At 45.9% G+C, this 13,355-nt stretch carries 12 protein-coding genes; 7 read left to right on the top strand and 5 right to left on the bottom strand.

The window, feature by feature from the left end; translation table 11 throughout:
• Positions 1 to 101 precede the first annotated feature (101 nt).
• Positions 102 to 1,316 (bottom strand): PucR family transcriptional regulator, encoded by a 1,215-nt coding sequence (locus BW944_RS03765; protein ID WP_076557017.1) that lies wholly within the window; start codon positions 1,314 to 1,316, stop codon positions 102 to 104.
• A 122-nt stretch (positions 1,317 to 1,438) separates the two neighbouring features.
• Positions 1,439 to 2,047 (bottom strand): class I SAM-dependent methyltransferase, encoded by a 609-nt coding sequence (locus tag BW944_RS03770; protein ID WP_076557018.1) that lies wholly within the window; start codon positions 2,045 to 2,047, stop codon positions 1,439 to 1,441.
• A gap of 107 nt (positions 2,048 to 2,154) precedes the next feature.
• Here BW944_RS03770 and serC point away from each other — a divergent pair, with 107 nt between their 5' ends.
• The 5 genes from serC (at position 2,155) to BW944_RS03800 (ending at position 7,760) form a co-directional block, all read left to right on the top strand.
• Positions 2,155 to 3,237: a 3-phosphoserine/phosphohydroxythreonine transaminase gene (serC, locus tag BW944_RS03775; RefSeq protein ID WP_076557019.1), complete on the top strand. Its 1,083-nt coding sequence runs from the start codon at positions 2,155 to 2,157 to the stop codon at positions 3,235 to 3,237.
• 108 nt (positions 3,238 to 3,345) lie between these two features.
• Positions 3,346 to 3,801, top strand: coding sequence for a MarR family winged helix-turn-helix transcriptional regulator (locus tag BW944_RS03780; RefSeq protein WP_076557020.1), 456 nt, complete (start codon positions 3,346 to 3,348; stop codon positions 3,799 to 3,801).
• Positions 3,798 to 5,204: a YhgE/Pip domain-containing protein gene (locus BW944_RS03785; RefSeq protein ID WP_076557021.1), complete on the top strand. Its 1,407-nt coding sequence runs from the start codon at positions 3,798 to 3,800 to the stop codon at positions 5,202 to 5,204. The genes BW944_RS03780 and BW944_RS03785 overlap by 4 nt, the downstream gene beginning before the upstream one ends.
• 63 nt (positions 5,205 to 5,267) lie before the next feature.
• The gene (locus BW944_RS03790) at positions 5,268 to 5,870 is read left to right on the top strand and encodes a class I SAM-dependent methyltransferase (RefSeq protein WP_076557022.1); all 603 of its coding nucleotides are present in this window, start codon (positions 5,268 to 5,270) and stop codon (positions 5,868 to 5,870) included.
• A 345-nt stretch (positions 5,871 to 6,215) separates the two neighbouring features.
• Positions 6,216 to 7,760, top strand: a complete 1,545-nt coding sequence (locus tag BW944_RS03800; RefSeq protein WP_076557024.1) for a methyl-accepting chemotaxis protein — start codon at positions 6,216 to 6,218, stop codon at positions 7,758 to 7,760.
• 49 nt (positions 7,761 to 7,809) lie between these two features.
• Here BW944_RS03800 and BW944_RS03805 read toward each other — a convergent pair whose 3' ends face one another.
• Positions 7,810 to 9,459 carry an FAD-dependent oxidoreductase gene (locus BW944_RS03805; RefSeq protein ID WP_076557025.1) on the bottom strand — a complete coding sequence of 550 codons (1,650 nt, stop codon included), beginning with the start codon at positions 9,457 to 9,459 and terminating at the stop codon, positions 7,810 to 7,812.
• A gap of 516 nt (positions 9,460 to 9,975) precedes the next feature.
• On the opposite strand from BW944_RS03805, the gene BW944_RS03810 reads away from it, so the two are divergent.
• A complete protein-coding gene (locus BW944_RS03810) occupies positions 9,976 to 10,860 on the top strand; it encodes a helix-turn-helix domain-containing protein (RefSeq protein ID WP_076557026.1) in 885 nt (294 codons plus the stop codon).
• Between the two features lie 314 nt (positions 10,861 to 11,174).
• Positions 11,175 to 11,684, top strand: a complete 510-nt coding sequence (locus tag BW944_RS03815; protein WP_076557027.1) for a YwhD family protein — start codon at positions 11,175 to 11,177, stop codon at positions 11,682 to 11,684.
• Between the two features lie 29 nt (positions 11,685 to 11,713).
• Here BW944_RS03815 and BW944_RS03820 read toward each other — a convergent pair whose 3' ends face one another.
• Positions 11,714 to 11,953, bottom strand: a complete 240-nt coding sequence (locus tag BW944_RS03820; RefSeq protein WP_076557028.1) for an indolepyruvate ferredoxin oxidoreductase subunit alpha — start codon at positions 11,951 to 11,953, stop codon at positions 11,714 to 11,716.
• A gap of 132 nt (positions 11,954 to 12,085) precedes the next feature.
• Positions 12,086 to 13,303, bottom strand: a complete 1,218-nt coding sequence (locus BW944_RS03825) for a dicarboxylate/amino acid:cation symporter (protein WP_076557029.1) — start codon at positions 13,301 to 13,303, stop codon at positions 12,086 to 12,088.
• Positions 13,304 to 13,355 lie beyond the last annotated feature (52 nt).

A 13,355-nucleotide genomic window follows, 5' to 3' on the forward strand; every position in this document is an offset into this window, starting at 1 on the left:
TAAGCGCATAATCATTTAGAAAATGGAGAAAAAATCAGGTTGTTTGTTTGTGTGATTACACAAACGTCGTAGAAGTGCTCAAAAGAAAGCTGAAGCTGTCTTCAAATCATCAGGTCGATGAAAAGCTTTGTTTTCTGATTGGCATCGTTGAGATCCAGGCCGGTTATTTCTTTGATACGTTTCAGCCGGTAGAGCAGTGTGTTGGCATGGATATGCAGGTGGCCGGCTGCCTGATAGGTGTTGCTGTTGTGTCTAAGGAAAGTGCGGAGGGAGTCCAGCAGATTTGTGTTATGCATCCGGTCATACGCTTTGATGGATTCGATGGTTTCATTCCGGAAACTTTCCTTTTCGTACATGGCTGCGATTTCGTGAAGAAACTGGTACACACCGAGGTCCTGGAAGCTCTCCGCGTGCGCCAGGGCGTCTGGATACTGAGCTTTCAGCTCCAAAGTTTTCTGAGCCTGTCGGTAGCTGATATGAAGGTCTTTCGGATTTTGACACACTTTTCCGTACGCCGTGTTTACTGCACTGATGCCGGTGCGTTCCCTCAGTTTATGGGTGAAATCATGAAGAAGACCCTTAGAGACGGAGGCCGCATCGACGTTTTCATTCGTTTGTACAAGGAGCAAAAGGAAATTGTCATCAAACATGCGGCCTGCAATTCTTGTCTGCTGCAGCGTTTCCGTCAGGTAGGAAGCATGTCGTTCTATGGAAGGACTGATGCCTTCTGTGAATTCAAGGATCGTGACGCACAAATCCCCTTCCAGTGAGAGGTTGAGACGACGGGCTCTCTTCTCGATTTCTGTATCGTTGTCCAAAGCGCCGTGAAACAACTGCCACATGAATTCCTGCACGTCCTCTTCTTTTTTACGTCTTCTGTCCCGTTGCTTCAGTAGATGGCTGGAGGCAAGCGAAGAAGCTTCTTTCAGTTTATCAAGCTGTTGTTGACTGACTTCCACTCCGTCTGTCTGCGCCCATATAAATCCAAGGACCTCTTTGTTTTTCCATACCGATATAGCGATTCGGTTTCCGAGGCCGATAGTCGGAATCGGAGAAACAAAGACAGGGGAAGAACTTTCGAATAGCTCGGACATGACTTTTGCCTGCCACAGCCCGTTCACTACGTGCTCCGGCACTTTTCTACGCATAATCGTAGCTGTCCTCGCATCATCCACGTTCGTTTCGTGACTGCTGTAGGAAACGATACGATGGTTGGCATCCTCGATCGTGACCGGACATCCAAGTTCATCCGCTATATAATCAGCCAGACCTTCGGGTGAGTCCGGCATCTGTTCAAAGTGGTTGTACAGTGACATAACAATTACTCCTTCTGATCTGGTGAATTCATTTTACCACGCAACAGACAAGTTTTGTTAGTCGTTGACGGAAGAGGAAAATATAGTTCCCCTCGTTAATGTGCTGGTCTTTTGTGGGGGGCTCAATTATGATCTGGAGTGAGGACGAGCTTTCTCATGATGGTGGAAAAAAGAAATTCCTGATCCTCCACCCTAAGCCCGGCTTTTTGGATGTTCTGCATCGTTCTGCGGTTGATATTGGCTCCTATGACGTGAAGTCCGACAGGATTCAAAACATCCATCATTTTGCCGACCCACTCCGTCTCACTCCGCATATGTTCAAGCATCAGCACTTTTCCCTCAGGTTTAACGACCCGCCTTATCTCCTGGAGGCCGCGGACAGGGTCGGGGACGGAACAGAAGACACAGGTGGAGATGACGTAATCAAAAGAGTCATCGGGGAATTCGAGTTTCTCAGCATCCATTTCCTTCAAAGTGAAGGAACCGGGAAGAGAAGCAGCTTTCTCTTTGGCTTTTTCCAACATCTTTGTGCTGAAGTCGATGCCTGTAACTTCAGCAGAGGCCGGATAGTAAGGAAGGTTCGCCCCGGTTCCGATCCCTATTTCGAGTACAGTGCCGTTTAGATCTTTCAGCAAATCCTTCCTCCATTCGTCTTTGATCATATGATCCATCATGTCGAAAACGCCGGATACCCGATCATACCGTTTTTTGATCTTGTCCGTACTGTTCATCTGCATCTCCTCCTGCGGGTAGTTTATGTTGCTATGAATAAGTGTATCCCTTATAATGCATTCATATCAATGAATGTCAGACTTTTTAGAAAGAAGGTAGATTTTTAATGGAGAGAATTTTCAACTTTTCAGCCGGTCCGTCTATGCTCCCGCTTCCCGTTCTGGAACAGGCGCAGAAGGAACTGACGAATTACAAAGGTTCAGGGATGTCTGTGATGGAACTGAGCCACCGTTCCAAATTGTTCACGGATATCATCGAAGGAGCGGAGCAGGGACTTCGCGATTTGATGCAAATCCCTGATAACTATAAAGTCCTTTTCCTTCAGGGCGGAGCAAGTCAGCAGTTCGCGATGGTACCGATGAATCTGCTCGGGCCAGACAAAAAAGCGGATTATGTGAATACCGGTTCCTGGTCGAAGAAAGCGATGAAAGAAGCGGAGCGATTTGCCGATGTGAATGTGATTGCATCTTCTGCGGATAAGAATTTTACATACATCCCGGAAGTGAGCAAAGATATGATCGACCCGGAAGCCTCGTATGTTCATATTACCACGAATAACACGATCGAAGGTACAGCGTTTCGCCATATGCCGGACACCGGTGATGTACCGCTCGTAGCCGATATGTCCTCGAACATTCTGTCGGAAGAGATCGATGTATCGAAATTCGGAATCATCTACGCCGGTGCTCAGAAGAATATCGGACCGGCGGGGCTGACGGTAGTCATTATCCGCGAAGATCTGATCGGGCATGCGGGGGAAGACGTACCTGCGATGCTTAATTATAAAACGCACAGCGATGCAGGGTCACTTTATAATACGCCGCCGACTTTCGCGGTCTATATGGCGAAGCTCGTCTTCGAATACATTAAGGAAAGCGGTGGCCTTAAAGAAATGGAACGTGTGAATAGAGATAAGGCGGAACTTCTTTATCTAACGATCGAAGAATCCGGGCTGTTCACATCTCCGGTTGAAAAGAAAAGCCGTTCTCTCATGAATATACCGTTCGTCAGCCCTTCTGAAGAGACGGATGCCGCGTTTCTTGAAGGTGCGAAACAACGTGGGCTTGAGACGTTGAAGGGACACCGTTCTGTGGGTGGTATGCGCGCAAGTATTTATAATGCGATGCCGAAAGAAGGCGTTCAAACGCTCGTGGATTTCATGAACGAATTTGAAAAGAATCATAAGTGAAGAAAGGGAAGAACCGCAGAAATTGCGGTTCTTTTTTTCTTGACCTCTGTCAGTTTAAGGGGTAAACTGACATTTAGTTTAACCCATATACTGACGAGGTGAGAAATGATGAAGGAAGAACTGATTCGACAGGTATACGAATCTGTCTATGATATTTATTTGCACGGATCGGAGCAGGTGGCCCGCTCCCTGAGAGACGATGAAGAACTTAAACATTTTTCCAGAGAACAGACGCAATTGATCAAGGTCATTGATGGTCACCCGGATACGACGCTGAAAGATATCGCCCAAATTCTAGGTGTGCACAAAACCGGGGTCTCCAACAAGGTGAAAAAATTGGCCGAAGGAGGATATCTCGAGTATAGGGAGGGACCCGACCATAAGAGTAAGTACGTAGAGGTAACGGAAAAAGGTCATGAAGTCGTGGCTCGCATAGAAACGGTCAACGTCTCCCACTGGCGGGATCTTTTCGCAGATGTGTTCACAGAGAGGGAGATGGAAGCATTCCATGAAAAATTACAGCGCATACGGAAGCGCTTTGAGGAAGAAGAGGATAAACGATGAAGCAGGAATGGAAGCAACTATTAACAAAACCGAAAATGTTGGTCGTTCTTTTTATCATCCAGTGTATTCCGATTATTTACACGTCGGTGTTCGTAGGGTCTATGTGGGATCCTTACGGCAACACGGAAGAATTGCCGGTAGCGGTAGTTAATGAAGATGAACCTGCCACGTTCGAAGGGGAAGAGGTATCGGTAGGAGCTGATACAGTCCAAAATTTGCGGGAGAACGACAAGTTCGACTGGCACTTCGTCTCAGAGGACAAAGCCCAGTCCGGTCTGAAAAACGGGGATTATTTCCTCGTGGTCACCATTCCGGCTTCATTTTCTTCTAATGCTGTGACGGTTTTTGAGGAAGAGCCGGTGGAGCCGCAGATTACTTATGAGACCAACCCCGGATATAGTATGACCGGAGAAATCATCGCCGGACGCGGGAGTGACCAGGTGACAGAAGAAGTGTCCGAGGAATTGCAGGGCTCCTATACCGAGGCATGGACAGCAGTGATTACAGATATGAGAGAAGGATACGCTCAAAACGAGGAAAAGCTCGCATCTATGGAGGAGCAGCTGACCCAGCTCGAAGAGGCGAGTGCCGGACTTGCAGCCAGTCTACAGGGCACGGTTCCTTCTGCAGGTGCTGAAGCCGGAGAACTGAATGCAGCGATTACAGAACTGGAAGAAGGCATCCATCAATTGAAAGAAGCGCAAGGGACAGCACTCGAAGAAGCAGGCTCGCTGAATATGGGGGAAGGGAACACCTCCCAGTTCCTAAATCCGGTTTCCATCAATGAAGAAGCGATGACGGAAGTCGATAATTACGGTTCCGGATTCACTCCTTACATTTTGAGTATCAGTCTATTCATCGGGGCTATCGCTTTTCATGTATTTTACCGGACGAATGATACCCTTCGTTACGGGAGGAAAGGATGGACAGGAAAACTGAGTGTTGTACTGTTTCAGGCAGTCATGCAGGCAGTTATCGCCGCTTTTGTACTCGATGTCTTCATGCATGTGGAAGTCGGAAATACATGGATGTTCTATGGTATGACGGTCATCACCTCCCTAGTGTTCATGATGGGGGTAACGCTTCTCGTATCGTCCCTTGGTAATATCGGACGTTTCCTTGCTGTATTGTTTCTCGTATTCCAGATCGGTACAAGTGCCGGAACGTTCCCTATTGAATTATCGAATTCTCTATTCCAGGCCTTGCACGAGTTTTCTCCGATGACGTATAGTATCAAAGGGATGAGGGAAGCTATGTTCGATTTCACCGGTAGTATCGCTCCGGGAGAGATTTTCCTCATTCTCGGAAGTCTGTTTTTTGTATTGATGATTCTTTGGGGAGCAGTGTTCCGGCTGTTTCACAAACATCCCTCTCTCTATGAAAAAATACAAAATGCAGTTTGACGATCAAATCACTCGTTCACTCCTTATTATGCGTGGTAAGGTGTGATGGAGGAGGAATGCACAATGACAGAATGGGATCAACGATTCAATGAAAAAGAATTCATCTATGGGAAAGATGTTAATGAATTCATAAGAGATCATTATGATTACATCGAAGAAGGTGGGCATATCGGTTGTTTCGCAGAAGGTGAAGGTCGAAACGCCGTTTTCCTTGCTAAGGAAGGCCACCCGGTAACTGCTTATGAACAGTCTGAGGTCGGTATCGATAAAATGAATCGGCTGGCTGAGGAACAGGAAGTCTATGTAGAAGGGGTCCAGATGGATCTCACAAAAGACCCGGTCGGTGAAGAAGTATATGACGGAGCGGTTATGGTTTTCGGGCACGTTCCGAAAGAAGACCAGCAGTATCTGATGGATAATATCCGTGCCTCAGTGAAACCGGGAGGCGCAATCCTGTTGGAAGTGTATTCGGAGGATCAGCTTGCTTATAAGACAGGAGGACCCCCGGATACGGAAGCGATGTATCGTCCTGAGGATATGTTGCAGTGGTTCCGTGAAGATAAAATTCTCCACTTCTATTACGGGGAAGCAGAACGTGTGGAAGGAAGCAGACACACTGGCCTCGGCCATGTTATACAACTGATTGCAGTGAAAGCGTCCGCCTGATTCAGGGCGGACTTTTTTTATGCTTTTTAAGTTTTTGGCTCTCTTAAAGCCGGGTTTTGATTTTCTTCTCTGTGGGTGGAAGCTTGCGCGGGCATGACGCGGGCTTCCCGAATCTCTCTAGGATCGATTCGGCTGATTTTCCGTTCATGCCATTCTAGGCAGGCGTCTCCACTCTTCGTTCGAAAATCAACAATAAACGCTAACATAGCCAAGTTTTTAGTTTCATTTATAAGACGGGTAGAGTGAAAAAAGTTATAGGTAATCATTCTTATAAAAACGTTTATTTTTTGCGGCGGGGGGTATAAAGGTATATACATTTATCTCATACTTCAGGGGGCTCTTATCATGATTCAATCAAAAAACAGGACGATGATTCTTTTTTCAGCTACAGGAGTCGTATTAACTTTATTTATCCACGTACTTCATCGTGTAATGCCTATGAATTGGGGCGAAGCAGGGTATGAAACGTACCTTCCTTATCTTTATCTGCTTACTTCAGTACCCATCGTTTTGTTAGGGGTAGGGGTGTGGTTGTATCGCAGGAATCGTGAGCACCCGGCTTTGCCCTGGCTGATGAGTGTGTTATTCACTTTTATCAGCCTTGCCATGATTGTGAACGGAGAAGGTATGGTGGTGTATCATTTCTCCATATTTCTTGTTGTTGCTTTGATCTCTTTTTATGATCGTATTGAAATCATTTCGATAATGACTGGTATTTTTGCCTTTGTTCATATAGGAGCCATGTTTCTTGGGACGGATCTTCTGTATGGAAATGCTTCGTATACATGGTTCATGTTCGGGTTACATGCGTTTTATCTTGTATTGACAAGTGTGGGGACAGCTTACCAGATTACAGTGAAGAACAAACATGTCAAAGAACTTGAGAAAGAGAACAAGCGCCAGGAAGAAGAACTGGAAGATATGTTCCAACAGATGAAAGAGGTTGCCGGTATGATAACGTCTACAGCTTCTGGAATCGATCGCGCTTCTTTATCCAGTGAAGAAGCTTATAATCACGTAGATCTCCTTTTGGAAAAGAGAAATAAAAACGCGGAGCATCAGATGGAAAAAGCTGACCTGAATGCCGGACATCTTGCAGAAATAAAGACGGCCATCGAGGAAATAACTCTAAGTATGAAAGCAGTCGCAAACTCAGCCGATGTAATGGACCACACCACTTCTAAAGCGAAAGATTCGCTGCGTGAGGTTACGGAAGCTATGAAAGAGACAGACGGAAGTATGGAAGATATGAGAGAAATAGTACATCAGTTGAATATGCACTCCAAAGAAATTGGTAGCATAACGGAAGAAATCTCCTCGATCAGTGAAAGTACCAATCTCTTAGCTTTGAATGCATCGATCGAGGCCGCACGTGCCGGTGAACACGGGAAAGGCTTCAGTGTTGTTGCTCAGGAAGTAAGAAAGCTTTCTGTCCAGTCGGAAGCAGCGACAAAACGGATTCTTGGAATTGTGAAGGCGATAGAGTCAAACGTCAGTGCTACGGACGAAAGTTCGGCGCGCGCTCTGCAACAAGTTTCGAACAGCAGAGACAGGTTGGATTCAGTAGCCGAGTCATTTGAAGAACTCTCGGCTCGGTCTATGGATGTCAAGGAACGCACCAATGGAGTCAGTGTATCGTGTCAGCAGCTGTTAGTAACTGCAGGAGTTCTCACGGATACCTTTGATGAGCTGTTTTTGTTCACAAAAGAAGCGATAAACCAGAACAAAAAAGTGATGGAGGCTTCCGGAAAACAGTTCACATATCTTAGAGATATGAGGGGGCGGATGGATTCCCTGACAAACTTGACAAGCCGTCTTGAGAAGGCGATGAATGAAAATGAAAAAAGGGACGAGACGATTTATCCAGCAAAAACCCGTCATACCGCCTAAACACGGATGACAGGTTTTTAAGGGGTTCAAGTATGAAATTTCATGCTTTTCACATTTCCCGGGAAATAGTATATGTTTTATAACCACCACTCAAGTTAATGGCACGGAAACCGTTATTATTAAGGATTCGGGTAGCAAGATAACCTCTCAGACCTACCTGACAGTGGACGTGGATCGGTTTGTTCTTCGGCAATTCTTCGAGACGTCCTCGCAATTCGCCTAGCGGTATATTCTGTGCCCCTTTGATATTACCTGCTTCGTATTCTTCCGCTTCCCGGACATCGATCAGAGTGCCTCCTTCGCGGACGATTTCATCAATTTCATGAAAATGGACGACTTCCGCTGCCCCTTCGATGATATTCATAGCGGCATAACCGGCGACGTTAACCGGGTCTTTCGCTGATGAATAGGGAGGTGCGTAAGAAAGCTCCAAATCCGGGAGGTCTTCTACTGTGAGTTTACCTTTGATTGCTGTGGCGATAACGTCGATCCGTTTTTCTACACCGTTCCTACCGACTGCCTGAGCGCCGAAGATGTTTCCGTTTTCCGGGTCGAATATCAGCTTCATTGCAATAGGGGAACCCCCAGGGTAGTACGTAGCGTTTGAAGCCGGATGGACGTGCACTGCTTCATAAGTCACACCGAGTCGTCGGAGGGTTTTTTCATTATTGCCTGTAGCGGCTACAGTAAGGCCAAACACTCGTGCTACAGAAGTACCAAGCGTGCCTGTGTATGCGACGTTCTTTCCATTGATATGATCGGCGACGAGACGTCCCTGACGGTTTGCCGGCCAGGCGAGAGGTACCATGACAGGTGTTTGCTGAATATAGTCTTTCACTTCTACTGCATCTCCGAGGGCATAAATGGCATCATCACTTGTTTTGAGAGACTTGTCGACAACGATTCCACCCCGTTCGCCGAGCTCAAGACCGGATTCACGTGCCAATTCGCTTTCCGGGCGTACACCGATAGCCATAATGGTTATATCGCTGACGAGTTCTTTGCCGCTATCCAATTGGACTTTTTTCCCGCGGTCAAGGAAAGCCTCCACTCCATCCTGGAAAATCAATTCCACTCTTTTGTCCCTCAGTTCCTGATGCAGATACCCGGCCATCTCTTTGTCGACGGGCCCCATCACCTGATCAGATAATTCCACCAGCTTTACTTTGATACCTCGCTCGGCAAGGTTCTCGGCCATTTCGATTCCTATGAATCCTCCTCCGATAACGACGGCGTGGTGGGGTTTCTGTTCATCAACCCAAGTCTTGATCTGGTCTGTATCGGGGATGTTGCGCAGTGTGAAGACGTTTTCCGCTTCTTCGAGTCCGTCAAACGGGGGAACAATCGGACGCGCTCCGGGAGAAAGTATTGCGTAATCATAGGCTTCTTCGTAGGTTTCACCTGTATCGACCTTAGTGACAGTTATCGTTTTCTCTTCCCGATTGATGGATGTCGCTTCACTAAGATTACGGATGTCGAGGTTGAATTTCTTGCTCATTCCTTCGACGGTCTGCACGAGAAGGGCATCCCTGTTAGTGATGACCCCTCCGATGTAATAGGGGAGTCCACAGTTCGCAAAGGAAATATATTCCCCTTTTTCGAGTACTATAATTTCGTCCTCTTCATTCAGACGACGCAACCTGGCAGCGGCAGTGGCACCACCGGCGACTCCTCCGACAATTACGATTTTTTTCCCCATAAATTTCACTCCTTATTCTGTTAAATGTGAATTTATTCACAATTTGGTTTATAACTTTATTATAATAGGTGATCTTCACAAAAACAATATACCTAATGGGGTATATTGTGACGGTGTAGTGACAAAAGAACGAGGGAGATTTGAAGGAAAAAAGAACCACCCACTTCCGGGGAGAAGTGGATGGCTTGAATCTGCTGGTGATTTGACATTAGTGCTGATCGGGGAAATCAGCCTGAATTACAGGTTTGTCTGAAATTTCATACGTGGTCTCTTTCGCATTTACCATACTTGCTGGACCCAAAACTAGCAGCAGGGTTACACCAATAGCTAATAGCTTTTTGGACACGTATATCATCACCTCTTTTACATATGATTATAGTACGGTATAGTGATAATAGGAAATCGTGTTCAGGGGAGTAATAGAGCTTCCGTATCTTCCTACGTCCACGTAGTGGGTAATTCTTTATTTTTTAATGAAATTATGCATTTTTGCATAAGAAGGAAGAGGGATTCTTTATGTATGAACATACGGGGGAAAAAATTCGTCAGTTACGCAAACAGGTGGGGATGTCCCAGATATTTTTGGCGAAAGACGTGTGTTCCCAGTCAGAAATCAGTCGGGTTGAGCGAGGGCTTAATGAACCTTCTTATCAGATGCTGTGGACGATTTCAAAAAAATTCGGTGTAGATATCAATTATTTTCTTGATGAGGCGTCCATGGACCGGGAAGATTATTTCCGGGAGGTCAAGGAGCTCCTCGAGAAAGCCAGACGGGACCGTGACTACAAGTTCATCGAGGAAATCGTCGATCAGGAAGCGGGCAATCCTCTTCTGCAAAAAGGGAATCGGAAGAGATATTTGAAATGGCATAAGGGCATGGTCGTATATCATTTATACAATAAGGCGGATGAAGCCGTGACTCTTTTTCTTCAATGTCTGTCGAATAGTGATCTCGATTTATTGATCACCGAGCTTGATATGAACGTGTTGAATAGCGTAGGTATCATCAAAAGAAATGAAGGAGAACTGAACGAAGCGGTGTATTATTTTGAAAAGGCGCTTCAGGTTCTTGATCGGATGGCTTCTCTCCGTAAAGAGAGGATCGTAAGAAAAATATATTACAATTTATCTAAAGTGCATACGGATCTCGAGGAACATGAACAGTCGATCGATTATTGCGAAAAAGGCCGGATACTATGTATACATGAAGAAGATATGTTTCTGTTTGCTGAGTTCCATTACCAGCTCGGCAGGAATCATTTACTTCTCGGGAATGAAGAGGAAGGATTGGATTATTGGGAGAAAGCGAAGAACGTCATCGAACTGCAGCAGAAGACGAGCTTATTGAAGTTTATAGAAAAAGAGTTGGAGACGTATCGGTTGAAAGGGATAGTTGAATAATATGCATATGTTCATAAAATTGTGTATGTTGGAGTGTAAGAAAGAGAAAGACACTTTTCACACTACCTAAATGGTCTCTGTTCATTATAATGGCAGTTTTGAGATACAGCTCGGAGGGGCTATACTGAGGATAAGAAATAGAGGTCTTTTCTTCACACCCCACTCTCCCTTTGAATAGGATAGAACAGGTCGCTTCCCTAAGTCGGAGGCGACCTGTTTATATTTCTTCTGAGCCTCGTATGTGGCTTCACTTTTGTTCAGTCCCTGACTAAGATATAATATAAGAAACAGAACGAGATCAGGGAGGTTTTCCTATGGCAGAGGAAAAAAAGAACCAATTCAATATATTAAGTGGTGACTCTACAGGCGGGGACGGTAGCTATGGTGTCGGAATGATCAATCTTGATAATATTTCGCCCGTCATCGTCGATCCACAGGAGAATAAAGCTTATATCGAGATGGAAGCCCTTCACGCACGGAGTAAGATTGAGAAGAAAGTCCGCTTCAAGCCGGATAAAGAACCGCTGGTGGAACCGAATCTTTACTGGATTGTCTGGGTAGCCACTCAGGTAGGTCAGGAAGGCCCATACATTTATGGTATCGGTGCCTGTGAATTGCAGGTCTCCACGGAAGACCGGAGAATCAAGCCTGGCTACAAGTCTATGCCTGAACACGTCAATAACCTGGATAAATCATTGAAAGGCAAAGTTCTTGTCGAGCATATGGACGACAAATCGAAGAAAATTCTCATGGATTATTTGAAGGAAGAGCATAGTGAGCTCTGGGAAAATACACGAGATGAAGTAATTGATGCATTAAAATAGGTGCCCCCTTCTACGGGAGCACCTTTTTTTTATGCCTGATTGAAAAACTGTTTGGCCTTTTCAAGGTAGGGTTCATCGTCCTCAATCAGATCCTCTTCATAATAGATAGCCTCTACCGGACAGACTGCTTCACAAGCTCCGCAGTCGATGCAGATCTCCGGGTCGATATAAAACATGTCTTTTCCTTCTTCTATACAATCAACCGGACAGACGTCTACGCATTCTCCGGATTTTTCCTGTTCACATGGTGATGTGATGACAAAAGCCATGAAATCCCTCCTTTTACTATCGGAACCCCGTCGTGGTCTTCAGCGATTACAACAGGCATATTAAAGAGAATTGTTCTCTTTATAGTTTAGATTTCTAAGCGCGGTGATTCCGCTTTTTTAATTTTAACATATTCATGAGGTTCGTTTCTCTGTTTTGTTGATTACGTTTGTACCGACAAGGTCACCGGTTACGTTCAGTGCAGTAGCACCCATGCCGACGAAGACGTCGACAGCGGTAAGGAGGGCGACTGCCTCCATTGGCAGACCTACCTGGGAGAAGACGGTGGCTATCATAATGATACCTGCACCTGGTACCCCGGCTGTTCCTACAGAAGCAAGTGTTCCGACGATGACCACCTGCAGCACTCCTGTAAAACTTAGCGGATCTCCGATAACATTAGCCGCAAAAACGGCGGATACGGCAATACGTATGGCAGCCCCGTCCATATTGATTGTGGCACCTAAGGGAAGGCTGAACCCATAAAGACTTCTGTTCAGCTTCAGCTGATTTGCAGCATTAAGCGTCACCGGCAGTGTCCCGGAAGAACTTTGAGTGACGAAAGCAGTCACCATCGGCGTGCGTGCTTCTTTGAAAAACCCGCCGAGATTCGTTTTTGTAATCAATAAAATACCGATATAAATCACTAACTGGACTAGAAGTGCGATGTAGAGAACGCCGATGAACCCACCTAGCTCCTGAAGTGTATTCACACCCTCCTGCCCGACGATGCCGGCGAGAATAGCTGCGATACCAACAGGTACATACTGTAAAATACCTTTCATGACCGTCAGTGTAAGTTCGTTCAGTGTATCGATGATGTCATAGAGCTTTTCCGCCTTCTCGCTGAACTTCTCCGTGCTGCGCATGTAGGCGATTCCTATACCGAATGCGAAAGCGGTGAAAATGATGCCGAGCAGGTTCATTTCAGCAAAAGCCGTTACAATATTGTTCGGAACGATGTTGAGAAGAACTTGCGTTACACCCGGGTTATCCGGGACCTCAAAGGACTCATCCCCGCTCAAGGAAAGGCCGGTACCCGGGTCGAACAGACTGGCGACGGAAGTTCCGACGATGATTGCGAGAGCGGAAGTCGCCAGGTAATAGATGAATACTTTCCCGCCCATTCGTCCCAGGTTTCCGATGGAGGTCTGGTTCACCCCTACAATCAGTGTGAACAGGATTAAAGGAACGATGATGAACTGAAGCAGACGAAGGAGAAGATCTCCGAAGGGTGCAAGCACGCTTGCCTGTTCTCCGAGTATCAACCCGAGCACAATTCCTATGATCAGAGCGACAGTGATTTTTTTGATGAGTGATGTATGAATATATGAATGCCAGAGTTTTTTCACAATAATCCTCCTAATATTTAATGCTGATTCGTTTACTTTGAATTACAATAGC

Origin of the sequence: Salimicrobium flavidum (genome assembly GCF_900156645.1) — a bacterium.
GTDB classification, from domain to species: Bacteria; Bacillota; Bacilli; order Bacillales; family Halobacillaceae; genus Salimicrobium; species Salimicrobium flavidum.

Excerpts from the sequence above, each read along its gene's own strand:
- BW944_RS03765 (WP_076557017.1), bottom strand. The coding sequence starts at position 1,316 with ATGTCACTGTACAACCACTTTGAACAGATGCCGGACTCACCCGAAGGT.
- BW944_RS03770 (WP_076557018.1), bottom strand. The coding sequence starts at position 2,047 with ATGAACAGTACGGACAAGATCAAAAAACGGTATGATCGGGTATCCGGC.
- serC (WP_076557019.1), top strand. The coding sequence starts at position 2,155 with ATGGAGAGAATTTTCAACTTTTCAGCCGGTCCGTCTATGCTCCCGCTT.
- BW944_RS03780 (WP_076557020.1), top strand. The coding sequence starts at position 3,346 with ATGAAGGAAGAACTGATTCGACAGGTATACGAATCTGTCTATGATATT.
- BW944_RS03785 (WP_076557021.1), top strand. The coding sequence starts at position 3,798 with ATGAAGCAGGAATGGAAGCAACTATTAACAAAACCGAAAATGTTGGTC.
- BW944_RS03790 (WP_076557022.1), top strand. The coding sequence starts at position 5,268 with ATGACAGAATGGGATCAACGATTCAATGAAAAAGAATTCATCTATGGG.
- BW944_RS03800 (WP_076557024.1), top strand. The coding sequence starts at position 6,216 with ATGATTCAATCAAAAAACAGGACGATGATTCTTTTTTCAGCTACAGGA.
- BW944_RS03805 (WP_076557025.1), bottom strand. The coding sequence starts at position 9,459 with ATGGGGAAAAAAATCGTAATTGTCGGAGGAGTCGCCGGTGGTGCCACT.
- BW944_RS03810 (WP_076557026.1), top strand. The coding sequence starts at position 9,976 with ATGTATGAACATACGGGGGAAAAAATTCGTCAGTTACGCAAACAGGTG.
- BW944_RS03815 (WP_076557027.1), top strand. The coding sequence starts at position 11,175 with ATGGCAGAGGAAAAAAAGAACCAATTCAATATATTAAGTGGTGACTCT.
- BW944_RS03820 (WP_076557028.1), bottom strand. The coding sequence starts at position 11,953 with ATGGCTTTTGTCATCACATCACCATGTGAACAGGAAAAATCCGGAGAA.